The organism is Actinocorallia aurantiaca (assembly GCF_039533685.1).
Taxonomy (GTDB): domain Bacteria; phylum Actinomycetota; class Actinomycetes; order Streptosporangiales; family Streptosporangiaceae; genus Actinocorallia; species Actinocorallia aurantiaca.
Window position 1 is genome coordinate 259,368 of sequence record NZ_BAAATZ010000007.1, and the last position, 15,379, is coordinate 274,746.

The 15,379-nt window shown below is 73.0% G+C and carries 9 protein-coding genes; 6 read left to right on the forward strand and 3 right to left on the reverse strand.

Translation table 11 applies throughout. The features are described 5' to 3' along the window. Positions 1-2: 2 nt before the first annotated feature. The gene (locus tag ABD327_RS11670) at positions 3-881 is read left to right on the forward strand and encodes an alpha/beta fold hydrolase (RefSeq protein ID WP_344450326.1); all 879 of its coding nucleotides are present in this window, start codon (positions 3-5) and stop codon (positions 879-881) included. A gap of 38 nt (positions 882-919) precedes the next feature. Here the strand turns inward: ABD327_RS11670 and ABD327_RS11675 are convergent, their stop codons facing one another. Further along, entirely contained in the window at positions 920-5,605 is a 4,686-nt protein-coding gene (locus ABD327_RS11675; protein WP_344450327.1) for a phosphatase PAP2 family protein, read from the reverse strand. Between the two features lie 207 nt (positions 5,606-5,812). Here ABD327_RS11675 and ABD327_RS11680 point away from each other — a divergent pair, with 207 nt between their 5' ends. The 4 genes from ABD327_RS11680 to ABD327_RS11695 all read left to right on the forward strand — a co-directional run bounded on the left by ABD327_RS11680 (position 5,813) and on the right by ABD327_RS11695 (position 11,444). Continuing rightward, the gene (locus ABD327_RS11680; RefSeq protein ID WP_344450328.1) at positions 5,813-7,564 is read left to right on the forward strand and encodes a protein kinase family protein; all 1,752 of its coding nucleotides are present in this window, start codon (positions 5,813-5,815) and stop codon (positions 7,562-7,564) included. 87 nt (positions 7,565-7,651) lie between these two features. Further along, the gene (locus tag ABD327_RS11685; RefSeq protein WP_344450329.1) at positions 7,652-8,215 is read left to right on the forward strand and encodes a hypothetical protein; all 564 of its coding nucleotides are present in this window, start codon (positions 7,652-7,654) and stop codon (positions 8,213-8,215) included. A 76-nt stretch (positions 8,216-8,291) separates the two neighbouring features. Then, on the forward strand, positions 8,292-10,109 hold the full coding sequence (locus tag ABD327_RS11690) for a glycoside hydrolase family 15 protein (protein WP_344450330.1): 1,818 nt from the start codon (positions 8,292-8,294) through the stop codon (positions 10,107-10,109). Positions 10,110-10,211: 102 nt separating this feature from the next. Then, positions 10,212-11,444, forward strand: a complete 1,233-nt coding sequence (locus ABD327_RS11695; RefSeq protein ID WP_344450331.1) for an alginate lyase family protein — start codon at positions 10,212-10,214, stop codon at positions 11,442-11,444. 36 nt (positions 11,445-11,480) lie between these two features. Here the strand turns inward: ABD327_RS11695 and ABD327_RS11700 are convergent, their stop codons facing one another. Beyond that, entirely contained in the window at positions 11,481-12,359 is an 879-nt protein-coding gene (locus tag ABD327_RS11700) for an alpha/beta fold hydrolase (RefSeq protein WP_344450332.1), read from the reverse strand. A gap of 81 nt (positions 12,360-12,440) precedes the next feature. Between ABD327_RS11700 and ABD327_RS11705 the strand changes: the two genes are divergently transcribed. Continuing rightward, positions 12,441-14,417, forward strand: a complete 1,977-nt coding sequence (locus ABD327_RS11705) for an AfsR/SARP family transcriptional regulator (protein ID WP_344450418.1) — start codon at positions 12,441-12,443, stop codon at positions 14,415-14,417. An 8-nt stretch (positions 14,418-14,425) separates the two neighbouring features. Here the strand turns inward: ABD327_RS11705 and ABD327_RS11710 are convergent, their stop codons facing one another. Continuing rightward, entirely contained in the window at positions 14,426-15,256 is an 831-nt protein-coding gene (locus ABD327_RS11710; RefSeq protein ID WP_344450333.1) for a siderophore-interacting protein, read from the reverse strand. Positions 15,257-15,379: the final 123 nt, after the last annotated feature.

Genomic DNA, 15,379 nt, shown 5'->3' on the forward strand with positions numbered 1-15,379 from the left:
GCATGCAGAACGTGAGCATTTGGAGCGAGGAGTTCGGCGCCGCGACGGACGCGCCGATCCTGTTGATCATGGGTTCGATGTCACAGGGCGTCCTGTGGCCGGACGGGTTCGTCGGCCGCCTGACCGCCGGAGGCCGCCGGGTGGTCAGGTACGACCACCGCGACACCGGCAGGTCGGGCACCGTCGACTTCGAGGCCGAGCCGTACACGTGGCACGACATCAAGGACGACGTGTACCGCGTGATGGACGCCCACGGCATGGAGAGCGCGCACCTGGTCGGCCATTCGGCGGGCGGGCTGCTCGGCCAGTTCGTCGCCGTGGAGCGCCCGGAACGGGTCCGGTCGCTGACCGTCATCGCCTCCTCGCCGCTCGGCGGCGGCGAGGGCGGGGTGCTCGTGCGGGCCCTGACCGGGCAGCCGCAGCCCGAGGGGAGCCTGCCCGAGCCGACGCCGGAGTTCGTGGACTTCTACCGCGGGCTGATGACCGCCCCGCCGCCGGAGGACCGGCGCGGGGCCGTCGAGGCCATGATCGCCGAGCAGCGCGTGCTGCACGGCACCGGGCTGCCCTTCGACGAGGACGCGGCGCGCCGCCTCCAGGAACGGATCTACGACCGGGCCCGCGACCTGTCGGCGGCCGGCAACCACCGGTCGGCCGCGATGGCCGATCCCGACTTCGAGCCGACGGGCGTGCTGCACCGGGTGAAGGCGCCCACCCTGGTCATCGAGGGCGACCACGAGCCGGTCAAGCCAGGCCACGGCGCGCTCATCGCCGAACGGATTCCGGACGCCCGGCTGATGATCGTGCCGGGCATGGGGCACACCCTGCCCCCCGAGTCCCACGAGGAACTGGTCGCCGCCATCCTCACCCACACGGCCGGGTGAGGATGGCGCGAAGCAGGCGCCTGATCCCCCGGGAGACCTCAGCCGGCGGGTGACGCCTCCTTCGCGAGGCGTCCTCCCCGTCCTCCCCGGCGCCAGGCCAGGCCGCCGGGGAGCACCGGGAGCCAGAAGGACAGGACGCGGTGGACGATGACCGCGACGACGGTCTCGGTGACGGCGCCGCCGAGCATGACCAGGACGATCACCAGGGCGGGTTCGACCAGGCCGATGCCCGCCGGGAGGGGGCCCAGGAGGCGGAGGGGGATCGTCGCGAGGAAGGCGGCGGCCAGGGCGCCGGGACCCACGCCCACGCCGAGGGCCTGGGCGGTGGCGAGGAACGCCAGGACGGAGGCGGCGGTGACCGCCGAGGCCCCGACCAGGAGGGCTGCCGTGCGGGGAGAGGCGCTCAGGCTGCGGGACAGGTCGGGGAGCGCCTCGCGCAGCCTCGTCGGGAAGGAGTGCTGGGCCCGGAGCTGGACGATCAGACCGGCCGCGGCCAGGGCGCCCACCGCGGCCAGGAGGACCGGCCATTCAGGGAAGTCGAGGGGGCCGGGGCCTTCCACGACGGCCGCGACGATCGCCGTGACCAGCGCGACGACGTGGACGAGCGCGCCGACCAGACGGGTGGTCGTGACGGCCGACTCGGCCTTGTTCGCCGGCGCTCCCGACGCCTGGAGGTACTCGGCCAGCACCGCGCCGGAGCCCAGGCCCGGGAGGTGCTGGCGGGAGGAGTAGGCGGCGGCGAGCTGCTCGCGGCACGTCCGCAGGAACGGCAGCCGGCGTCCGTACGCGCCCATGAGCGCCAGGGCCCCGGCCGCGTACGTGACGGCGGTCAGCACGACGGCGGTCGCCAGCCAGCGCGGGTCGGCGTCGCCGAGCACCTCGAGCGGGTCGTGGACGTCCGTCAGGTCGGCCAGGCCGACTGCCGTCGCGAGCGTGCCGAGCAGGGCGAGGAGCAGCACCCAGGAGCGGGAGGGCATCCGGCTGAGCCGGATCTCCTCGGCCTCGTCGGCTCCGGTGACCCGCCGGATCTCGCCCTTCAGCTCGTCCAGCAGGTCGGGCCGCTCGCGCAGCGCCTTTCGGGTCGAGCTGCCGAAGGCCAGGGGCTGCAGCAGCGGGATCGCGGCGGCCAGCGCGGCGGGTTCCAGGACGTCCGCGGCGGCCCGCACCGACCGCTCCGGGCCGACGCCGTCGAGCATCGCGGTGGAGCACAGGAGTTCGGCGACGTCCTGGGCGAGCTTGCGGTCGCTGGCGCCGTCCTCGGCGAACCCGAAATCGACGATGACGGGGCGGTCCTGCGCGTCGACGAGGATGTTCGCGGCCCGCAGGTCGCGGTGCGCGATCCGCGTCCGGTGGAGTTCGCGGGCCTCCTTCCAGAGTGCGTGCAGGAACTCGTCGGTGACCTCGGTCAGGTCGGTGAGCTCGCGCGGATCCTCGATGGCCTCCTCCGCCAGCAGGTAGGTGCCGCCGCCGCAGGGGGCAAGGCCCGCGAAGGCCGGGACGCGCACGCCCGCGCCCTCGGCGCGCATCACCAGGCACGCCTCGTGCTGGAGCTGGCGGCGCGGGGTGGCGAAGGGGCTCTCGTCCTCGACTCCGCGCATCGTCAGCAGCCGGGCGACCTTGAACAGCAGGTCGGCGTCCCGGTGGTCGCGGCTGACGGCCTTGATGAACAGGCCCGTGCCGTCCCGGCTGCGGTCGGCCAGGAACGGGACGGAGCCGCGGGCGTCGGCGTTCAGCTTCCGGACGTTCTCGACGCCGCCGACGGCCAGGCGCAGGCCGCGCACGATGTCGTCCTGGCTCGGCAGGATCGAGGGCGTGCCCCACAGCAGGTGGAAGGCCCCGCCGATCATCAGGCCGAGGCCCAGGCCGGCGACGACGTCCAGCGGGAAGTGCGCGCCGACGTACAGGCGGCTGACCGCCACGACCACCGCCCACGCCCAGAAGACGCGGCGGAACCTGCGCGGCACGTGGGCCGAGGCGATGGTGGCGAGGGTCGCGGCGACGGCGGCGTGGCCGGAGATGAACCCGAGGCCGTTCTCGTGGGCACCGCGCAGGACGACCTCCTCCAGAAGCGCTCCCGGGCGTCCCCGGTCGGTCAGCTCCTTGAAGAACTTCGCCAGGAACCAGGCGAGCGTTCCGCCGAGTGCGAGTTCAGAGGCGAGCCGGAACCGGCGGAAGACCAGCGCCGCCGCGGCGGCCACGCCGACGGCTCCCAGGGCTCCGGCCTGCATGAGGATCTGCAGGGGCCAGAACAGCCAGTCCGGCAGGCTGTTGACCAGGTGGAAGAGGTCGCTTTCCACGGGCAGCAGGAACCCGTCCGCGGCGTAGAGGGACAGGAACGTCACCAGGAACAGGCCGACGAGGATGCGTACGACGTCGCCCGGGTGCCGCGCGGTGTGCGGGCCGGTCCGATTCCACTGCCTTTTGCGCTTGGGGACGGTGAAGTCGGGTTCGCCGGCGAGTTCCCTGGCTGCTTTCGCGCGCTCGGGGCCGACGAGTTCGGTGGTGAGGGCCTCCAGCCGGTCGCGGTCGAGTTCCAGCGCCTTCACGGGCGCCTGGGAGCGGGCCCGCCCGAAGCCCGTCAGGTACGGGAGGCCCTCGGAGTCGACGACGATGTTCTCCGTGCTCAGTTCGCGGTGCGCGATGCGGGCCTCTCCCAGCAGTCTGAGCTGCTCCCACAGCTCGTTCAGCATCGCGTCGCTGATGTTGCTGATGAGGTGGAGCGGGGCTCCGTCGATGTACTCCATCGCCAGGTAGCAGTCGCCGGAACGCCTGGTCGCGAACCGTTCGACGGCCGGTACGCGCACTCCCCGGTGCCGGGCGAGCTGCATGACGTACTCTTCGTGCTCGAGTTGCCGTCTGGCGGAGACGAACGGCGCTCCGGGGCTTTCCCTCAGGGACTTCAGGCGGTCGAAGAAGTCGGCGTCACGCTGGTCGCGGCCGATCACCTTGAAGAACAGGTTCGCGGTGGGAGCTCGGTAGACGACCGCGCGGCGTATGTCCGTGCGGAGCGGTTCCAGGCCGACCGAAGGCGGGAGCAGGTCGGGGAAGACCTTCCGCAGGCGGAGGATCCCGGGGATGTGCGCGGGCGTTCCGTAGGCGAAGAGGACGGCCGAGCCGATCCCCCAGCCGAACGCCATCCCGCCGACCACGTCCAGCGGCAGGTGCGCGCCGACGTACACCCGCCCGAACGCGACCATGGCGACGAGCCCCCACAGGGCCCTCCGGTAGGAGCGCGGAAGGTAGGCGGACGCCACGGTGACCAGCGCGGCGGCCACGGAGGCGTGCCCGGCGACGAAGCCGACGCCTCCGGCCGGGACGTCTCCGCGCAGGATCACGTCGTCCAGAAGCGTTCCGGGACGTTCGCGTCCCGCGACCCACTTGACGACCTTGGCCAGGCACCACGCGCCACCGCCCGCCGTCGCCAGCGCCAGGGCGAGCGCCCTGCGACGCACGGCCAGCGCCAGGAGCACGCTGACCGGGACGATTCCGATCCATCCGGCCTGCATGAACACCCAGACGGGCGCGAACAGCAGGTCCGGAAGCCCGTTGACCAGATGGAACAGGCTGGTCTCCAGGTCTCCGAGGGGCCGGGTCGCGAGCAGCGCGAATCCGGCGGTCAGCGCGGCGGCCGCCAGGGCCCGAAGGCCGTCGCCGGGGTGGCGGAAGACCGTCGGCTGCTCCTGGTCCTCGCGGTTCACCGCCCACTGCCACCACATCCACATCACGGCGCCCGCAGGCAGGTACAGCAGGAAGGTGAAGAAGCGGAACAGCAGGACGCCCGCCGTCAGCTTCGGCAGGTCGCCGCCGGTCAGCCCGAGCCCTCCGATGAGAGCGAGGTCGATGACTCCGGCGCTGCCGGGAGTGAGCGGGATGGCCGTCACCTGGCGGGCCACCGTGTAGACGGCGAACGTCTCGATGATCCCGGCCTCGACGACCCCCACGGCCTGCAGCGACATGTAGAGGATGCCGAACGTCGCCAGGTGGTAGGAGAGCGTCGTCGCCGTCAGCGCGGCCCAGCGGGACCGGACGATCTCCCGGACGTCGGAGCGGAAGACCTGGAGCTTCTCGGCCTTCACCTCGGGCTTGCCCGGCAGGATCCGTGCCGCCTTCGTGAGGCCGCGCGCCAGCTTCTCCGCCGGGAACGTCCCCCAGAAGAGCCACCCGGTGGCGCCGAGGATCAGCACGGCGAGCCCGAGCCCGATCGCTCCGGCGCCGCGCACCCCCGAGGGCACCTCGGAGACCGCCACCGCGGCCCCGACCGCCGTCAGCGGCAGGACGAGCCGCGCCACGAGGTTCCACACCCCCGTCGCGAGGGCCTGAGTCGCGATCTCCGGCAGGCCGAACCCGACCTTGCGCAGCATGGTGATGTTCAGCGCCGCCCCGGCCGCTCCCCCGGCGGGCAGCCCGTAGGACACGGCGGTCGTCACGACGTTCACCGCCGCCGCGTCCCGGAACTTCAAGCCGGGCAGCCCGGCCATCAGCAGCCCGGCGGAGGCGGCGATCGAGGCGAGCGTCAGCAGGACGAGCCCCGCCATCTCCACCGCGTTGACCCTGCCGCCGAGGACCTCCCCGACCTCCCGCAGGTCCACCATCTTGGGCAGCACCGCCCCGAGCAGGATCGCGGCCAGGGCGATCCCCAGCACGGCGCTGACCGTCCGGCGGGAGGGCGGCTTGAACGGAAGTCTTCGGCGCGGGACGCGCGCGGCCGCCTGGCGGAGCGTCATCGGGGGGCTCTTCTCTTGTGGGGGGTCGTCTTCATCGGGCTTCCCCGACATTTCCTTTGAAATCAGAACTAAACGGCCTACCAGGGAGGTCGAAGGCCCAAGTGATCCAACTAACCCTCGCGACCTCCGATATCCCGGGGGTAGGTGGAATGTCCGAAATTGGTCTCTCCCTATCGGCGACGTTCGGCGGCGTGGTTATGTGCGGGTGTGGCCACTGGTACCGGTGATGCGACGAACAGCCGGTATCTCCTGTTGGAGACGCTGGGCGAAGACGGCTCGGCCTGGCGGGGGCGCGATCCGCGGACGGGGCGGGACGTCCTGCTCAGAAGGCTCATGCCGCCTCAGGAGTTCGACACCGGGGTCCTGCAGCGCATGAGGCGGGACGCTCAGGCGGCGCACGGCCTCCGGAGGCCCGACCTCATCACCGTGCACGACTGGTTCCATGACGAGGACGGGCTGCCGTGGGCGGTGATGGAGTTCGCCCGGGGCCGCTCCCTTGCGGAGATCGTCAGGGGCGAAGGGCCGCTTCCGCCCGTTGAGGCCGCCCGGATCGGTGCGCGGGTCGCCGCCGTTCTGGCCGCCGCGCACGAGGCGGGGATCCTCCACCGCGGGCTCCGCCCCTCCATGGTGTTCCTGGCGGACGGGCGGGTCACCGTCACCGGCTTCGGGCTCGCCGCGGGACGGGACGCCACCGTGACCTCCGACCTGCGCGCGCTGGGCGCCACTCTGCGCACCGCGGTGGAGGGCCGCCCGGCCTCGGGCAGGAGCCGGCCCTCCTCCCGCACGGGGGTCCTCGGGCCCGTCCTCCGGGACCTGATGGGGGAAGACCCCTCACGGCAGCCGACCGCCGAACAGGCCGCGGCGGCCCTCGGCGCCCTGGTGTCCTCCCCGGCGGCGGCGAGGACGCGGCCCGGGCTCACCCGCCGGAGGCTCCTGCTCGCCGCCGGCGTGGCGGTGGGCGTCACCGCCGGTGGAGCGGCCGCGCACTTCTTCTCCAGCGGCGGCGAGGAACCCCGGTCTCCGCGCTGGGACCATGCCCCGGCCTCCGACGGGCCGCCGCTCACCGGCCAGGCGGAAGAGATCTGGACGATGGCGTTCTCTCCCGGTGGGAGGATCCTCGCCACCGGTGACGGCGACATCGTGCGGCTGTGGGACCTCGGCGGGCGCGCCCAGCTCGGCGGCCCCCTCATCAGCCACACCGGGACGGTCTGGTCGGTCGCGTTCAGCCCCGACGGCGAGACCCTCGCGGTCGCCGGCGACGGCGAGGCGGTGAGCCTGTGGGACGTGGAGACGCGCATCCGCATCGGCGACCCCCTCGCCGGCCACACCGGAGGCGTCGGCCAGGTCGCCTTCAGCCCGGACGGCAGGACGCTGGCCACCTGCGGCGACGACGGCACCGTACGCCTGTGGGACGCCGCGACCCGCGCCCAGATCGGCCGGCCCGGCAGCGGTCACTCCTTCCTCGCCTCCGCCCTGGCGTTCAGCCCCGACGGCGGCGTCCTCGCCACCGGCGGCACCGACAGGACGCTGCGGCTGTGGGACGCCGGCACACTCGCCTTGAAGCGCCCGCCCCTCACCGACGGGACCGCCGAGATCCACGCGCTGGCGTTCGGCCCGGACGGCAGGACCGTCGCCACCTGCAGCGGAGACGGCTCCGACCAGCGGGACACGGCGAGCCTGTGGGACGTGTCCGGCGCCTCCCCTGCCGTCCGTCCTCTCGCCGGAGGCTCCGATTCCGTCTGGTCGGTGGCGTTCAGCCCCGACGGCGGCGTCCTCGCCGTCGGGGAGGGCACCGCCTCCGGCGGCAGGATCCTGCTCTGGGACATGGCCTCCCGGAGCCGGATCGGGCATCCCCTCACCGGCCACGGCGGCCCCGTGACCCAGGTGGCGTTCAGCCCCGACGGCGCCCTGCTGGCCTCCGCCGGACTCGACAGGACGATCCGCCTGTGGCGTCCCTGACCCCCCTCATCGGGCTCCCGGTTCGGAGAAAGGGGGACAATGGTCTGACACAGACCGATCAGCCACCACTCGACGCCAGGGATCGCCTTGAACCACGAAGAGCTGCTGAGAGAGTCCAGAAGGATCCTGGAGGAGGGGGGAGTCGAGGCCCCCTCCCTGCCCGTCGCCGCGTCGGGGACCTTTCCCTTGAACTGCGACATCGCCGGTGACATCGCCCTCGTCACCTTCATCTCCTCGCTGCCCGGCGAGGACGCCTACCGCAGCGAGGAGTACGTCTTCGAGCGGATCCGGGGGACCTGGGAGTACCTGGGCGGCGGCGCGGCCTCGATGGAGTTCCCCATCCCCGTCCGCCGGTCCCGCGAGGATCTGAACGGCACCCACATGAGGCTGACCGGCCACGGCCTCACCAAGCGCCGCCGCGTCGGCGACCTCCCCACCGAGGGCTGGATCTCGACGGCCGAGCTGCGGCTCTCCGACGAGGTCGCCCTGTTCCGCCTGGACGACCGCCCGGTGCCGGTCCCCGGCCACGGGATCGTCTCCGCGATCTGGCCCACCCTGGAATCGGCGACCGCCACGGCCCTGGCCTCCGACGGCCGCACCCTGTCCTCCCTGGTCCTGGAACCCCGCGTCTGGACCACGACCTCGAGCTGACCCCCGCGAAAACTGGGTAGGTCCCCTTTGCGGCCCGTGTCGCGGGGACCGTCACCGACTCCGGAGGGCAGCGGGCATGAGCAGCGTCCCGATCGCCGACCACGCGCTGCTGTCGGACTGCCGCACCGCCGCGCTGGTCACCCTGGACGGGTCGGTGGACTGGCTGTGCCTGCCGCGTTTCGACGCTCCCTCCCAGTTCGCCCGGCTCCTGGACGACGAGGCGGGGCACTGGTCGATCCGGCCGGTGGAGCGGGCCCGGGCCTCCCGGCGCTACCTGGACGACACCATGGTGCTGGAGACCTCCTTCCGGCTCTCCGGCGCGGTGGTGACCCTCACCGACGCGCTCGCGACCGGCGGTGAGGACCTCGGGCACGGGATCGGCGCGAACTCGCCGCACCTGCTGGTGCGGCGGCTGGAGTGCTCCGGCGGTGAGGCCGAGGTGGAGATCGTGTTCGAGCCCCGGCCGGAATACGGCCTGGTCAGGCCCGTCCTGTCGGCCGTCGACGGGGGGATCGAGGTGCTCGGCGGAGCGGATCGGATGGTCCTGACCAGCCCGGTGCCGATGCGCGTCGAGGAAGGCACCGCCTCCGTCCGGCTGCGGCTCGTCCCCGGACGCGTGCTGCTTTTCGCCCTGCACCACTCCGCCGCGGGCCGGCCTCCCGCGAGGGTGTGGCCGCAGGGGGAACTGGCGCACCGGCTGGAGCGCACGGCGGCCGCGTGGCGGTCCTGGTCGGAACTCCACCAGGCGTACGAAGGGCCGTGGCAGGACGCCGTCCGGCAGAGCGGACGCGTGCTGCAGGCGCTCACCTTCCAGCCCAGCGGCGCCATCGTGGCCGCCCCGACCACCTCGCTGCCCGAGGGCGTGGGCGGCGAGCGCAACTGGGACTACCGCTTCACCTGGGTCCGCGACGCCAGCCTCACCATGGACGCGCTGTGGATCGCCGCCTGCCCCGACGAGGCCGCCGAGTTCTTCTCCTTCCTCGCCACCGCCGCCGGACCGCCCGGCGAAGACCTCCGCCTGCAGATCATGTTCGGCGTCGACGGCGAACGCGACCTCACCGAGAGGGTCCTGCCCCACCTGTCCGGCTGGCGGGCCAGCAGCCCCGTCCGGGTCGGCAACGGGGCCTGGGACCAGCACCAGATCGACGTGTACGGCGAGCTCCTCACCGCAGCCCACCGGCTCGCGGACTACCTCACCGAGATCGACGAGGGCACCCGGGGCTTCCTCGTGGCCTGCGCCGACGCCGCCGCCTTCCACTGGCGCGAACCCGACCAGGGCATCTGGGAGGTGCGCGGAGAGCCCCGGCACTTCCTCCATTCCAAGGTCATGTGCTGGGCGGCTCTCGACCGCGCCATCGACCTCGCCGACCTCCTGCGGGCCCGCGGCAGGGTGCCGGAGTGGACCCGCGAACGCGACGAGATACACCGCGAGGTCCTGGAACGGGGCTGGAATCCCGAGGTGGGGGCCTTCACCCAGCACTACGGCTCCGCCGACCTGGACGCCGCCGCCCTCACGATGCCCATCACCGGGTTCCTGCCGGCCGACGACCCCCGCATGCTCTCCACCATCGACGCCGTGGAGCGGCGGCTCACCGACGGGCACGGCCTCGTCTACCGCTACCTCGCCCCCGACGGCCTTCCCGGCCGCGAGGGCGCCTTCCTGACGTGCACCTTCTGGCTCGCCCACGCCCTGGCCCTGGCCGGCCGGACCGGCCGCGCCCGCGCCGTCTTCGAGCGGGCCCTGGCCCAGCTCAACGACGTGGGCCTGCTGGCCGAGGAGATCATCCCCTCCACCGGCGAGCACCTGGGCAACTTCCCCCAGGCCTTCAGCCACATCGGCCTCGTCAACGCCGCCTGGGCCATCAGCCAGGCTGAGCTCCCCGCGGGCGGCTGAAAATTCACAGGAACGATAGTTCCCACATTTCACAACATAACAGTAACGACACGATAGGCCCCTGCTTGCAAGTCCCGGCCGTTACGTTGCTTTGATGCTGTGGTGACCAAGAAATCACTGATGGTGTTGATGGCCTGCCTTCTGGCGACCGGCCTGCTGATCGCGCCGCAGGGCCAGGCGGGCGCGGCGCCGAAGTTCAAGCACCCCGGAGTGCTGGTCACCCGGGCGCAGCTGAACCACGTCCGGGCCCGGCTCAAGCGCAGGCCCTTCAAGCAGGCGTTCGCCGCCCTGAAGAAGGACCCGCTCGCCTCGCTCAAGGCCAAACCGCACCCGTGGGCCCGCTCGATCTGCGAACCGTACGGGGCCGGATCCAACGGCGGGTGCCGGGCCGAGCTCCACGACGCCAACGCCGCCTACGCGACCGCGCTCCTGTGGTATCTGACCAAGGACCGCCGGTACCTGGCCAAGTCGGCCCAGTACATGAACTCCTGGTCGCGCACGCTGAAGGAGCGCGGGGGCGGCGACGCGCCCCTGCAGGCCGGCTGGGCCGCGATCAGCTGGACGCGGGCCGCCGAGATCGCACGTTATTCGCTTCCCAAGAAGGTGAAGTGGAAGACCGTGGGGCGGTTCGAGAACATGCTCCGCAAGTACTACCTCCCGTGGACGATCAACGGCTTCCACGATCGCGGCATGAACGGGAACTGGGACCTGGCGCTGGCCGACGCGACCGTCGACATGGGCGTCTTCCTCGACGACCGCCGCGTCTTCGACCAGGGCATCAAGGTGATGCGCTCCCGCGTCCCCGCCTACTTCTACCTGAGGTCCGACGGCGCCAGGCCGCACCCGCCGACGCCGCCCGTCCAGGACCTGGACGCCTACTGGTACCAGCCGTGCAGCGAGACGATCGACCCCGGGGAGCCCGAGGACGCCAAGCGCCCCTGCGCCGGGGGGCAGCACGTCCGCTACCTGAACGGCCAGACCCAGGAGACCTGCCGGGACCGGCTGCACGCCACCTACGGCATCGCCGCGGTGATGCAGCTCGCCGAGACCGCGAAGATCCAGGGCCGCGACCTGTTCACCGAGCTGCGCCCCCGCATCACCGCGGCGAGCGAGCTGACCTCCCGGCTCAACCTGTCCGGGGTCCCCGCGAACCTGTGCGGCGGAAAGATCAACAAGGACACCGGCCCGCCCGCCTCCGCCTTCGAGATCGTCTGGCAGGAGTACCACAAGAAGGTCGAACTCCCCTGGACCAAGCGCATGGTCCTCAAGCAGCGCCCCGGCACCGTCCACGAGTTCGTCGCCTGGGAGACCCTCACCAACGCCCGGGCGGCCTGACCCGGCCGAAGGGCCCCGCGGCGCGGCGGGGCCGGGTCAGCGGGCGAGGAGCGCTCGCAGGGCCTCGGTGACGTCGGCGGGTGCTTCTTCCGCCATGAAGTGGCCGCTGGTGACGGTGGTGTGGTGCAGGTCGGGGGCCCAGGCGCGCCACAGGGAGGGGGCGTCGTAGCCGAGGGCGGCGCCCCAGTCCTGCTGGAGGACGGTGACGGGCATGCGCAGGCGGTTGCCTTCCGTGCGGTCGGCCTGGTCGTGGACGACGTCGACGCCCGCGGAGGCCCGGTAGTCGGCGACGATCGAGGGAACGGCGCCGCGGCAGGCGTCCAGATAAGCGGCCCGGACACCGGCGGGAATCGCCTGGGGGTCGTTGACCCATAGATCGAGGAAGTGGCCGAAGAAGGCGTCGGAGGCGGCGGAGATCATCTGTTCGGGCAGGCCGGGGGGCTGGGCCATCAGGTAGAGGTGGAAGCCGACGGCGGCCGAGGCGCCCCGCATCACGTCCCACATGTCCAGGGTGGGGAGCACGTCCAGGCAGGCCAGGCGGGTGATCTTCTCGGGGTGGTCCAGACCCGCGCGGAAGGCGACCAGGGCGCCCCGGTCGTGTCCGGCCAGGGCGAAGCGCTCGTGGCCCAGGGCTTGGGCCAGAGCCACGACGTCGGCGGCCATGGTGCGCTTGGAATAGGTGGTCTCGTCGGTCTCGGCGGGTTTGTCGCTGGCGCCGTAGCCGCGCAGGTCGGGGCAGGCCACCGTGTGGTCGGCCGCGAGGGCGGTGGCGACGTGCCGCCACATCAGGTGGGTCTGGGGAAAGCCGTGCAGCAGCACGACCAGGGGCCCCGTTCCCGCGACGGCCGTGTTCAGGGACACGCCGTCGGCGACGGGGACGCGGTGGTAGTCGAAACCGGGAATGGTGGAAGTCATGCCGTCAGCCTGCCGGGCGCGAATCAGCGTTCGATCAGCGTCTCGGGCGCTCTGGGCTCCGCGTTAACGTGGCCTCGAGTGATGTTCCGGGAGAAGGGCGCAGGGGTGGGGGTCGTCTTCGGGGTGCTGGGGCCGGTGGTGGCCTGGGACGGCTCCGGGGACGTGATCGACCTCAAGGGGCCGCGGCACCGGGCGGTGCTGGCCCGACTGATCGTCGCCCGCGGACGGGTCGTCCCCGTGTCCCTGCTGGCCGAGGACCTGTGGCCGGATCCCCCTTCGGGAGCGCTGGGCGCGATCCGCACCTTCGTGGGCGCGCTGCGCCGCGCCCTGGAGCCCGACCGTCCTCCCCGGGCTCCGGCCCGGCTGCTGGTCACGCGGGGTCCGGGGTACGCGCTGCACGCCGAGCCGGACGCGGTGGACGCCTGGCGGTTCGAGCGGGCGGTGACCGAGACCGCGCCGCCCGGGGTCATGCTCGAGCGGCTGCAGGAGGCGCTGGGCTGGTGGCGCGGCCCCTCCTACGCCGAGTTCGCCGACGAGCCCTGGACCCGCTCTGAGCGTTCACGGCTGGCGGAGCTGCGGCTCCACGCCGTCGAGCGGCTGGCCGAGGCCCGCCTGGACCTGGGCCTGGCCGCCGAGGCGGTTCCCGACCTGGACGCGCACGCGACCGGGCACCCCTGGCGGGAGGACGCCTGGCGGCTGCTGGCCCTGGCGCTGTACCGCGCGGGCCGTCAGGGCGACGCGCTCGCGGTGCTGCGCCGGGCGCGGACCCTCCTGGTCGAGCAGCTGGGCGTGGACCCGGGTCCGGCGCTGCGCCGCCTGGAGAACGACATCCTCCACCAGGCCGGGCACCTCTCCCCCGAGGACACCGCCGCACGGGTGTGGGCGCAGGCCGCGGCCGCCTACGACCGCTCCGTGGCGTCCGGCGCCCGGATCCGGCTGGAATCGACGGTCGGGCTGCTGCGCGGCCTCGCGGTGACCGGCGGCAGCGGCCTGGAAGCGGCCCGCGAGCAGCGCATGGCCGCCGTCACGGCGGCCGAGGAGCTGGGCGACGCGGAGCTGACGGCCCGCGTGATCGGCTCCTACGACGTCCCGGCGGTCTGGACCCGCTCGGACGACCCGGAGCAGGCCGCTCAGGTCGTCGCCGCGGCCGAGCGCGCCCTGTCCGCCCTTCCGCCGGGCGGGCACGAGGCCGTCCGGGCCCGGCTGCTCGCCACGATCGCCCTGGAGTCGCGCGGCACCCGCCTCCCGCGCGGACCCCGGGCCGCCAGGGAGGCCGAGCGGCTGGCCCGCGGCCTGGACGATCCCGCACTGCTGGCCTTCGCCCTCAACGGCGTCTTCATGCAGACCTTCCACCGCGCGGGCCTCGCTCCGGCCCGGGACGAGACCGGCGCCGAACTGATCGTCCTGTCCTCCCGGCACGGTCTCGTCACCTTCGAGATCCTCGGGCACCTCATCCGCATGCAGGCCCGCGGCGCGCTCGGCGACTTCCCCGGAGCGGACGGGCACGCCCTCGCCGCGGATCGCTTGGCCGAGCGCAACGAACGGCCGCTGGTGGACGTGTTCACCCGGTGGTACCGGGTGCTGCGGCTCGCCGCGACCGGCGAAGCCTCCTGCTCAGAGCTCGAGGCGGCCTACCTGGACGCCGCCGCTCGGCTGGACGGCGCGGGCATGCCCGGCCTGGAGCACGGGCTGCCGCCGCTGGCGCTGCTGTCCCTGCGGATCCGGCACGGTCTGCCCGCGCAAACCGACGAGCGCACCGACTGGGGCCCCTACGAGCCGTGGGCCCGTCCTCTGGTGCTGCTCGCCCAAGACCGCCGGGAAGATGCGGCGACGGCGCTGCGCGAGACCCCGGACCCTCCCCGCGACCTGCTCTTCGAGGCCATGTGGTGCCTCACGGCGCACGCCGCCGTCTCCGTCGGCGACACCGAGACGATGGAGCGCGCGCACCGCGAGCTCGCCCCCGCCGCGTCGGAGCTCGCCGGAGCGGGCAGCGGCCTGCTCACCCTGGGTCCGGTCTCCCGCTACCTGGACGACCTTTCCGCCGCGCTCGCCCGCTGAGCCTCGAATCAGGCGGTCTTCTCCTGCTCTGCTTCGACCTCGGCGTTCCATTCGGTCTTGCTGGCCTGCCAGCCGTCCTCGTCGTGGCCCAGACGCCAGTAGCCGGAGACGGAGAGGCGTTCCCGGGGGACGGCCTGGTCGACGCGCAGCCAGCGGCGGAGGTCCTTGACGAAGCCCGCCTCGCCGTGGACGAAGGCGTGCGGAACGCCGTCGGGGAGGTCCATGGAGCGGACCGCCTCCACCAGGGCCTCGCCAACGCGCCGGCCGCCCCGGTGGACCCACTCGACGGGACCCACGCCGGGGTGCTCCTCCTCGGGGCCCGCCACCTCGACGAAGGCCCGGACGACGGCGCCGTCGGGCATGCCCTCCAGCGCGGCGGCGATCGCGGGAAGGGCCGCCTCGTCACCGGCCAGGAGGTGCCAGTCCGCGTCGGGCGCCGGGGCGTAGGCGCCGCCGGGACCCGCGAAGTCGATCACGTCGCCGGGGCGGGCGGCGGCCGCCCAGGGCCCGGCCACCCCCTCGGTGCCGTGGACGACGAAGTCGACGGTCAGCTCCCCGGCGTCGGCGTCCCAGCGGCGGACGGTGTAGGTGCGGCTCACCGGCCACTGCTCGCGCGGGAACTCCTCACGGATCCGCTGCATGTCGAAGGGCTCCGGGTAGGACACGCCGGGCCGCGGGAAGAAGAGCTTGATGTAGTGGTCGGTCCACTCCCCCGCGGAGAACTCCTTCAGGCCGGGACCGCCCAGGACGATCCTGTACATACTGGGCGTCAGTCGTTCGGTACGCACCACCGTGCCCTTCAAAGCCTGAGGTGCTCGCCTGGTCCGCTGCGTCGCCATCCACCACTCCTCGTAGCCTTAAGTCACCTTTGCCCAACTAAGGCATACCTTACTCACCTGATCGCTACTCGCGAGACCGGCGAAACCGCAGGCAGGCGACCCGGTTCTCCGCCAACGGCCCCG

Bases quoted from the DNA above. Each gene is read 5' to 3' on its own strand.
- ABD327_RS11670 (WP_344450326.1), top strand. From the start codon at position 3: ATGCAGAACGTGAGCATTTGGAGCGAGGAGTTCGGCGCCGCGACGGAC.
- ABD327_RS11675 (WP_344450327.1), bottom strand. From the start codon at position 5,605: ATGACGCTCCGCCAGGCGGCCGCGCGCGTCCCGCGCCGAAGACTTCCG.
- ABD327_RS11690 (WP_344450330.1), top strand. From the start codon at position 8,292: ATGAGCAGCGTCCCGATCGCCGACCACGCGCTGCTGTCGGACTGCCGC.
- ABD327_RS11700 (WP_344450332.1), bottom strand. From the start codon at position 12,359: ATGACTTCCACCATTCCCGGTTTCGACTACCACCGCGTCCCCGTCGCC.
- ABD327_RS11705 (WP_344450418.1), top strand. From the start codon at position 12,441: ATGTTCCGGGAGAAGGGCGCAGGGGTGGGGGTCGTCTTCGGGGTGCTG.
- ABD327_RS11710 (WP_344450333.1), bottom strand. From the start codon at position 15,256: ATGGCGACGCAGCGGACCAGGCGAGCACCTCAGGCTTTGAAGGGCACG.